5 protein-coding genes, 1 tRNA gene and 1 other RNA gene are annotated in these 9801 nt (G+C 68.7%); 6 read left to right on the top strand and 1 reads right to left on the bottom strand.

The features are described from left to right. Positions 1-96: 96 nt before the first annotated feature. Positions 97-171: transfer RNA gene (locus KW845_RS14760), tRNA-Arg, on the bottom strand. 224 nt (positions 172-395) lie between these two features. Here KW845_RS14760 and KW845_RS14765 point away from each other — a divergent pair. From KW845_RS14765 to dnaX, 6 genes are all read left to right on the top strand, one after another. Beyond that, complete coding sequence (locus KW845_RS14765; protein WP_218369954.1) at positions 396-1595, top strand: MFS transporter; 1200 nt, start codon at positions 396-398, stop codon at positions 1593-1595. Between the two features lie 2 nt (positions 1596-1597). Then, on the top strand, positions 1598-1732 hold the full coding sequence (locus tag KW845_RS29480; RefSeq protein WP_255592615.1) for a hypothetical protein: 135 nt from the start codon (positions 1598-1600) through the stop codon (positions 1730-1732). Positions 1733-2062: 330 nt separating this feature from the next. Beyond that, positions 2063-4741: a PD-(D/E)XK nuclease family protein gene (locus KW845_RS14770; protein WP_218369955.1), complete on the top strand. Its 2679-nt coding sequence runs from the start codon at positions 2063-2065 to the stop codon at positions 4739-4741. After that, positions 4738-8187 (top strand): exodeoxyribonuclease V subunit beta, encoded by a 3450-nt coding sequence (locus tag KW845_RS14775; RefSeq protein ID WP_218369956.1) that lies wholly within the window; start codon positions 4738-4740, stop codon positions 8185-8187. The genes KW845_RS14770 and KW845_RS14775 overlap by 4 nt, the downstream gene beginning before the upstream one ends. A gap of 223 nt (positions 8188-8410) precedes the next feature. Next, an RNA gene (gene ffs, locus KW845_RS14780) (signal recognition particle sRNA small type) lies at positions 8411-8508 on the top strand. 128 nt (positions 8509-8636) lie between these two features. Then, positions 8637-9801: DNA polymerase III subunit gamma/tau (gene dnaX, locus KW845_RS14785; protein ID WP_218369957.1), on the top strand; the 1165-nt coding region annotated here is incomplete at its 3' end.

The following is a 9801-nucleotide window of genomic DNA, read 5'->3' on the forward strand; positions in this document are numbered from 1 at the left end:
GCGAAATGAATTATAGACTTACGTGCCGAATTTAAACAGTTTTTTTAACTGTTGGGCAAGCGCGCGATTGCAACAAAAGGGGATGGATGGGCACAATGGCCTCGCCGGGTGGAATCGAACCACCAATTGACCCTTAGGAGGGGTCGGTTATATCCATTTAACTACGGCGAGCTGCCCGAAGACGGCAAGTGGCTGATAACAAAGCGCATTGTTGGCTGCAGCGGCGCTTTGCAAGAGCCGAATTCTAGCATCCGCGCAGATCGCCCGCGCGTATGGCCGGATAGCGTGGGCCCCGCTGGCAGACTTGTATATGATGGCTGCTGTTCGCCCCGCGCGAACCGCCCTACGGAGCAAGGGCGTCCACAACGACAACCGACAACCGCCAGGCAGGCCAGATGTCCGATTCACAATCCATTTCTCTGCGTACCGTGTTGTTGGGTACGCTGGTCGTGCTGCTTGCCATGGGCGTGCGCGCTACCTTCGGGCTGTTCATGCAGCCCATGGGCCTGGCCCATGGCTGGGGCCGCGATGTGTTTTCAATGGCCTTCGCCCTGCAGAACCTGGTCTGGGGCCTGGCCAGCATCCTGATGGGCATGCTGGCCGACCGGTATGGCTCGGGTCGCACTGTGGCGCTCGGGGCACTGCTGTACGTGGCCGGCATGATAGGCACGCGCTTTGCCACCGACGAGTTCAGCCTGTACATGACCGCCGGCGTGCTGGTGGGCCTGGGCCAGGCTGGCACCACGTTCCCTGTGATCCTGCCCGTGGTGGCGCGCTCGGTGCCGCCCGCCTACCGCAGTACCGCGATGGGCATCGCCAGTGCCGGCGGGTCGATGGGGCAGTTCCTGGTGGTGCCCGCCGGGCAACTGATGATCACTGGTTTCGATTGGCCCGGTGCGCTGTGGGCGCTGTCGTTGCTGGTGGCGGCGGGCGCGCCGCTGGCGTATTTCCTGCGCGGCAGGCCCGGTGCCCACGCCGGCGGCCAATCGCTGTCGGCCGCCGTGCGGCAGGCCATGCGCCATCCGTCGTTCCATTTTCTGTATGGCAGCTATTTTGTCTGTGGATTCCATACGGCGTTCATCACGCTGCACTTACCGGCGTTCGTGACCGATGGCGGATTGAGCGCCAGCCATGGCGCCACGGCCATCGCCCTGATCGGCCTGTTCAATGTGGTGGGCTCGTTCTATGCCGGCAAGCTGGGCGGCCGTTACAGCAAGAAGCTGCTGTTGGCAGGCGTGTACGGCCTGCGCGCGTTCGGCATGCTGTTGCTGCTGGCGCTGCCGCTCTCGCCCTGGGTGCTGTATGCCTTTGCCGCCTGGATGGGCTTGTTCTGGCTGGGTACCGTGCCGCTCACGCAGGGCCTGATCGGGCAGATCTACGGCCTGCGCTATGCCGCCACGTTGTCGGGCATTGCTTTCCTGGGCCACCAGGTGGGCAGTTTCATCGGGGTATGGCTGGGCGGGTATGTGTACGCCAGTACGGGTAGTTACGACCTGATGTGGTGGATGGGCGTGGCCCTGGCCGTGATCGCCGCCTTGCTGTGCCTGCCGGTGCGCGAGCAACCGCTGGAACAGCCCATGCCCCAGGCAGCCTGACCATGCCACGCCGCACCATCTGGCGCATCCTGGGGGGCGTGGCCCTGGCGGCGGTGCTGGCGCTGGGGTTCCTGGGGTATACGATGCCGGAGCTGCGGGTCAATTGGGAGACTTTGGCGGCTATGTGTGGGTTTTAGGGGCCTTGTTTTGGGCGGGTGTTTGGGTTCTTGCGTTTTGGCCACCGTTTGGTGAGAAGAAGAGAAGCGTGCCGGGCCGCGTGTGGGCGCCGCCCAGCGCGGCGTCCACGCGCATTCGGTCAGTGGCATGCACAGGCCGGTATTCCGTGTTGACCAGACCAGCATTGACCAGACGACCATTGCCAGCCACTACCCGAATGCATTTTCGGGGCGCGCAGGGCGGCCCCGTGAAGCCGCGCCATACCCCAGGCGCCACCCCGACGCCAGAAGAAAAACACCCCCACGTCCGGTTATCCTTATCCACTGCTCAGATACACCCGTCCGCCCCGAATGTCCTACGACCCGGATTCACGCCCCTTCATCACGCTGGAACAGGCCGGCCAGTTGCCGCCCACCCACACCCTGGTGCTGACCGTGAACAACCGTCTGGCCCGTCGCCTGACGCTGGATCTGGCCGGGCAGTTGCGCCGTGAGCGGCAGGTCAGCGAATTGCCGCGTGTCTTGCCGCTGGCGGCCTGGCTGGCCGAGGCCGCCGGCGAGCTGGCTTTTGCGCCGGGGGCCGACCTGCCGGCGCACCGGCTCGATAGCTTTGCCACGCAAATGGTCTGGGCCGATGCCATCGGCGAAGAAGAGGCCGGCCGGGTGCTGCTCGATACCGGGCAAGCCGCGGTGCTGGCCATGGATGCCGACACCTTGATGGACGAATGGCGCCTGAATGTGCCTGGGGGCGCCGATACTGACGAATACCGGGGTTTTTCGCGCTGGCGCCGCCGCTACCACCAACGCCTGGCCGGCATCGACGCCGAAGACGCCAACCAGGGTTATGGGCGCGTGCTGCGTGCCTTGCAGCAGGGGGAGGTGGCCGCGCCGCGACACCTGGTGCTGGCGGGTTTTACCGATGTCTCGCCGCGCTTTGCTGCGCTGCTCGATGCCTTCCAGAAAGGGGACGCGACGCTCGCCTGGCTGAACGACACGCTGGCCGAATCCGCCTTGCCGGCGCGCTATAGCGCCACCGAGCGCGGCGCCGAATGGCGTGCCGCGGCGGCCTGGGCGGCGCAGCGGCTGGCCGCGCAGCCGTCCGGGCGCTATGCCATCGTGTCGGCCCAGTTGCAGGCGGAATCGCCCTTTGCGCGGCGCGTGGTGGGGCAGGCCCTGGCCGAAGGCGGCCATGCTTTCAACGTGGCCGTCGGACGGCCCCTGACCGAATGGCCGGCCGTGCGGGCCGCCCTGGCCTGGCTGCACGCGCTGGCCGACATGGAACAGGCTGGCGCTGTTGACGCGCCGGTGCTGGGGGCGGCCTTGCTGGCCGGGCATTGCGCCGGAGACCGGCGCGACCTGGCCAGGCTTGCGGCCGTCGATGCGCGCTGGCGCCGCCAGGCGCGGGTCCGCGTCGATGCTGCGCGCTGGCAGCGCGACCTGGCCGATGGCACGGCCTTGTCTGCCGCCTGGCCGGCCGCGCTCGAGATCTGGCGGCAAGCCGGAGAACGCAGCACCGCCGATCTCTGGATGCCGGTGATCCGCGCCGCGCTGGTGGCGCTGGGTTTCCCTGGCGAACGTCCGCTGGACAGCGTGGGCTACCAGGTCATGGGCGCGTTCGGCGAACTGTTGGGGCGCTACGCGGCGCTGGCCCCCGCGGCCGGCCCGCTGGATGGGCGCGGCGCGGTGCGCCTGCTGGCCAGCGCCGCGGCCGCGGCGTCATTCCAGCCGCAGCGCGATCCGCTGGCGCGCCTGGACGTGCTGGGCTTGCTCGAGGCCGAAGGCGGGCACTGGGATGGAGTGTGGATCCTGGGCCTGACCGACGATGTGCTGCCCGCCACGCCGCAGCCCAATCCGCTGCTGCCCTTGACCGTGCTGCGCCAGGCCGGCGCGCCGCGCGCCACGCCCGAGCGAGAGCGGCAATGGGCCGAGGCGCTGTACGCGGCATTGTGCCGCTGCGCACCCGAAGTGGTGGTCAGCCATGCCCATCTCGACGGCGAACGCGAATTGCGGCCTTCGCCGTTGATTGCCGATGTGCCGCCCATGGCATGGCAGCCTTGCGCGACTGTCGTGCCGGACGCGCTGCCGCAGCAGGTGCTCGACGACGAACGTGGCCCACCGCTGGCCGCGCCGGCACCCGATAGTGCGCGGGCCGGCGCCACCGGCGGCCTGGACGTGCTGGATACCCAGGCGCGCAACCCCTTGTGGGCATTCGTGCGCCATCGGCTGGGGGCCAGGGCGCTGGCCGATTACGCCGACGCCGCCAATCAGAACGTGCGCGGGCAGTTCCTGCACCGCGCGCTGGAACTGGTGTGGCGCATGCTGCCCGATCAGGAACAACTGCACGAAGCCATTGCGCAGGGTCGATTGCAGGCCCTGGTCCTGCAGGCGATAGAAGAGGCGGCCGAAGAAGAACTGCGCGCCTATCCGCGCGCCTTGCGCGAACTGGAATGCGAACGCGCGTGCGCCGTGCTGGCCGATTGGTTCGACCTCGAAGCGCAGCGCCTGCCGTTCCGGGTCGCGCAAGTCGAAGAAACCCATCACTGGTCGCGCGGCCCCCTGGCCCTGGCCGTGCGGATCGACCGGCTGGACCGCCTGCCCGACGGCCGTGCCGTGATCCTGGACTACAAGACCGGCATGGCGCCAGGCAATCCGGAATCCGACTGGGCGCGCGCGCGGCCCGTGAATCTCCAATTGCCGTTCTACGCGGCCGTGCTCTCCGGCGATACGCCGGATGCCGATGTGGCCGCGCTGGTGCTGGCCCAGGTGCATGCGCGCCAGGTTGCGGCGGCCGGGCTTTCCGACACCGAGCTGGGCATTGCGGGGGTGACTGCCGCCGATGCCAGCAAGGGCTTCGAGGGCCAGGCCTGGCGCGATATCCTGCTGCGCTGGCGCGCCGCCGTCGAGGGCCTGGCCGATGAATATGCGTCCGGCTACGCCGCCAACCTGGTCTATCGTCGCGACGACCTGAAATACTGCGACGCCATGCCGTTCCTGCGGCTGCATCTTGAAGACGAGGACGACGCGGCATGACCGGATCCGCCCGCCAACCTTCCGACCATCTAGCCCGCGTCCACGCGCTGGACCCGGCCGCCTCGTTCCTGGTGCAGGCACCTGCCGGCTCCGGCAAGACCGAACTGCTGACCGACCGCATCCTGGCGCTGCTGGCCACGGTGAACCGGCCCGAAGAAATCGTGGCCATCACTTTCACGCGCAAGGCTGCTTCGGAAATGCATGCGCGTGTATTGGGCAAACTGCGCGACGGCAGCGGCCCCATGCCCGCATCCGAGCACGGCCAGCGCAGCTGGCACCTGGCGCGCGCGGCGCTGCAGCGCAACGATGAACTGGGCTGGAGGCTGCTGCAGCATCCGGCACGCCTGTCGATCCGCACCATCGACTCATTCTGCGCGGGCCTGGTGCGCGGCATGCCGTGGCTGTCGGAACTGGGCGGCATGCCCGACATCGCCGACGACGCGCAAGCCCACTACGATGCCGCCGCCCGCGCCACGCTGGCCCTGGCCGACGATTTCGAGGCCGTGCGCATTTTGCTGGCGCACCTGGATGTCGATACCCAGGCCGCCACCGAAGCCATTGCCGCGATGCTGGGGCAGCGCGACCAGTGGCTGCCGCTGCTGGCTCGCGGCAGCGATCGCGAGGCCTTGCAGGACGCCCTGGCCGACGCCATCGGCGAAGACCTGCAGGCTTTGGCGCGTGCCATGCCGCTCGGCTGGGACGACGCTCTGCGCTGGCCGGCGCGCATGGCGGTGGCCGCGCTCGACGAAGACGACCCCGCACATGCGTTGGCCGCGCTGCGCGATTGGGATGCGCCGCTCGAACCCGACGCTGCCTGGCTCGACCAATGGAAGGCGGTGCGCCATTTGCTGCTGACGGCCGCGGGCGGGCTGCGCAGTGCGCGCGGCGTGACCAGGAATCTGGGTTTTCCGCCCAGGTGCGAGCACAAAGAAGCCTTCACTCAGTGGCTGGACGCGGCCGACCCCAAGGCTGCTTGGATCTGGATGCTGGAGGCGGTCCGTCATGTGCCGCCGGCCGAGTTCAGCGATGCGCAGTGGCGCGTGCTGGGCGCGCAACTGATGACGCTGAAGCTGGCGGTGGCCCAGTTGCACCTGCGCTTTGCCGAAACGCGCGAAGTCGATTTCATCGAGATCGCGCAGCGCGCCGCGCACGCCCTGGGCAGTGCCGACGATCCCGGCGAACTGCTGTTGAAACTGGACGCCTCGATCCGTCACCTGTTGATCGACGAATTCCAGGACACCAGCCTGACGCAGATTCACTTGCTGGCCACGCTTACCGCCGGCTGGCAGCCGGGCGATGGCCGCACGCTGTTCCTGGTGGGCGACCCCATGCAGTCCATCTACCGGTTCCGCAAGGCCGAAGTGGGCCTGTTCCTGCAGGCGGCCGAGCACGGCGTGGGCGAGATCGCGCCCACGTTCCTGCAACTGACCGACAACTTCCGCTCGCAGGCCGGCGTGGTGGAATGGGTGAACGCCACATTCCGCGGCCTGCTGCCGGCACGCAACGATGCGGCCGCCGGCGCCATCGCCTATACCGATTCGGCGGCGTTCAATCCGTCATTGCCAGGCGAACCCGTGCGTTTCCATGCCGCATTCAGTACCGATGGCGGCGGGGCGGCCGACGCCACGGCCGAGGCGCTGGCCGTGCAATTGGTGCGCCAGGCGCTGGACGAGCGCGACCCCGCCAGCCGCCATCCCGTGGCCATCCTGGTGCGCGCGCGCGGGCACCTGGGCCAACTGGTGCGCCGCCTGACGCAGGCCGGCATTCGCTGCCGCGCGGTCGACCTGGTGCCGCTGGCGCAGCGCCACGTCGTGTCCGACCTGGTGCAGTTGCTGCGCGCCTTGTCGCACCCCGCCGACCGCATGGCCTGGCTGTCGGTGCTGCGGGCGCCCTGGTGCGGGCTGACACTCGATACGCTGCACACGCTGTTCGGCCATGACCTGAGCACCCCGGTTCCGGTGCTGCTGGCCGATGCCTTGCGCGCGCCGCGCCCGGCCCCTGTCGCAGCCCCGTCCGGGCAGACGCTGTCGCTGTGGGACGCCCCCGCCGCTGCCCAGCCTTGCCGCGCGCAAGCCCTGCTGCCGGCCACCGAATACGCACGTCTGAGCCACGCGGGCCCGATCTTGCTCGATGCCGCCAACGCCAGCGGTGCCATGCCGCTGGCGGCCTGGCTGGAATCGCTGTGGCGGCGGCTGGGCGGGGCGGCGCTGTACGCCAGCCCCAGCGCGGGCGAAGATGCCGAGAGCCTGTTCGTATTGGTCGAGCGCTTGGCGCCGCATGGCGGCCTCGATCCGGCCCGGCTCGATGCCGCGCTGGCGCGTCTGTACGCCGCGCCCGAAGGCGGCGCCGACGACGGCGGCGTGGTCGAGATCATGACCATGCACAAGTCCAAGGGGCTGCAGTTCGATACGGTCATCCTGTATGGCCTGCACAAGGCGCCGCGCGCCGAGCGCGCCCCGCTGGTCAGTTTCGAGCAAAGCGGCGAACGCGTGCTGTTCGGCCCGGTGAAGCCGCGCGCCGACAAAGAGGCCGACCCCGTGTCGCGCTACCTGGGCCTGCGCGAGAAACGCCGCGCCGCTTATGAAACCGATCGCCTGCTGTATGTGGCTGCCACGCGCGCGCGCCATCGCCTGCACCTGGTGGGCAATGTAGCGATCGACCGCGACAGCGGGCAGGCCAAGGCCCCGCCGGCCGCCAGCCTGCTGGGCCGCTTGTGGGAATGGCTGCCCGCCGACCAGAAAAGCCCGCCGCCCGATTGGCACGACGATGCGTCCGTCGATGACGAGGCCGCCGGGCACCTGCGCGGCGAGCCCTTGCGGCGCCTGGCGGACGAGGCGATCGACATCTTGCGCAGCCGGCGCGCCATTATTGGCGGTCCGGGCTTTGCGTTGGGGGCGGCAATGGGGCAGGGCGCCGAGCACCCGGCCTGGCAATTGGAAACCGCGCACGATGCCGCCATCGGCACGCTGGCGCATGCCTGGCTGGCCCGTATCGGCCAGGACGGCTTGCCGGCCTGGCCGGCCGACACGCTGCGCGGCTATCTGCCCGTGATGCAAAAGCAACTGACCCGCGCCGGGCTGCCCGCCGCGCAGGCGCCCGAGGCCGCGCAGGCCGTACTCGACACCTTGCTGGCCACGCTGGCCCACGAGCGCGGCCGCTGGCTGCTGTCGCAATCGGCCGCCCGCCGCGAATGGCCGCTGATCGACGCCACCGGCCGTGTGTCGGTCATCGACCTGGCGCTCAGTACCGAAGACGGCTGGCTCATCGTCGACTACAAAACCGCGCGCCCGCATTCCGGCGAAGCCCCCGCCCACTTCGCCACCCGCATGCGCCAACGTCACGCCGACCAACTGGCCCGCTATTGCGCCCAGGTCACCGCCCTGGACAACCGCCCGGCGCGCGCCGCGCTGTACTTCCCCCGGGCGGAACTCTGGATAGACATCTAGCCGGGTATCAGGTGTCTGACACCCTGGCGGGAGTCAGACACCTGAAATCAAGGCGCCTGAAATCCTGAAACCAAAAAAGAACCCCGCCCTCCACCTGCCACCACTCCCCTCCCTCCCCCCCGGGGGGAGGGCCAGGGGAGGGAGCCCTCCATACAGCCCCACGGGGCCCGCCACTTGAGATTCCAGCAAGCGGCCCAACGGCCGCTCTGCTAGAATCTCAAGTGGCGGGCCCCTTCGCATGGTTCGGCGGTGAACCTGGTCAGGTCGGGAACGAAGCAGCCATAGTCGTTTAGGATCAGTGCCGGAGTAAGGCTCGCCTACCGGTTTCCCCAAGGGGGCGCCGTAATCGGAACGAATTGTCATGGTTCATGGCAATTCGCGCCCTGGTTGCGGCGCCCCTTTGCATTTCCGGCGCGCCGGCCGCGCGCAACTGGCTCTACAATCCGTCCATGACTTATCTGGTACTGGCTCGCAAGTGGCGGCCGCGCTCGTTCGATACCCTGGTAGGCCAGGACCACGTAGTGCGCGCGCTGACGCATGCGCTCGATTCCCAGCGCCTGCACCATGCCTGGCTCTTTACCGGCACGCGCGGCGTGGGCAAGACCACCCTGTCGCGCATCCTGGCCAAGTCGCTGAACTGCGAAACCGGTATCACATCCAAGCCGTGCGGCCAGTGCCGCGCCTGCACCGAGATCGATTCCGGCCGTTTTGTCGACTACCTCGAGCTCGACGCCGCCTCGAACCGCGGCGTCGAGGAAATGACCCAGTTGCTCGAACAGGCCGTGTACGCGCCCGGGGCGGGCCGCTACAAGGTCTACATGATCGACGAAGTCCACATGCTGACCGGGCATGCGTTCAACGCCATGCTCAAGACGCTCGAAGAGCCGCCGCCGCATGTGAAGTTCATCCTGGCGACCACCGACCCGCAGAAAATACCGGTTACCGTGCTGTCGCGCTGCTTGCAGTTCAACCTGAAGCAGATGCCGCCCGATGCCATCGTCGGCCATCTGCAGGCAGTGCTGGGCGACGAGTCCATGGCTTTCGAACTGCCGGCCCTGCGCCTGATCGCCCAGGCGGCCGGCGGGTCCATGCGCGATGCCTTGTCGCTGACCGACCAGGCCATCGCCTACAGCGCGGGCAACCTGACCGAAGAAGCCGTACGCGGCATGCTGGGCACCATCGACCAGCGGCACCTGGTGCGCCTGCTCGAGTCCCTGCAGGCAGGCGATGCCACGGGCGTGCTGGCCGTGGCCGACGAACTCTCCACGCGCGGGCTGTCCTACGCTGGTGCCTTGGCCGATCTGGCCGTGCTGCTGTCGCGCGTGGCCATCGAGCAGCGCGTGCCGGCCGCCACGCCGGTCGACGATCCGCTGGCGGCCGACATCTCGCGCCTGGCGGGCGTGTTGCATCCCGACGCGGTGCAGTTGTTCTACTCGGTGGCGGTGCACAGCCGCAGCGAACTTTCCCTGGCGCCTGACGAATACGCCGGCTTCATCATGGCCTGTCTGCGCATGCTGGCCCTGAACGGGCAGGCCGGGCCCGCCACCGCGCTGCAGGCACCCGCTGCCGCGGCGCCGCGGCCGGCCGCAGCGCCGCAACCGGCCGAGGCGGCAC

This window comes from Bordetella sp. BOR01, assembly GCF_019218885.1.
Lineage (GTDB): Bacteria > Pseudomonadota > Gammaproteobacteria > Burkholderiales > Burkholderiaceae_B > Bordetella_A.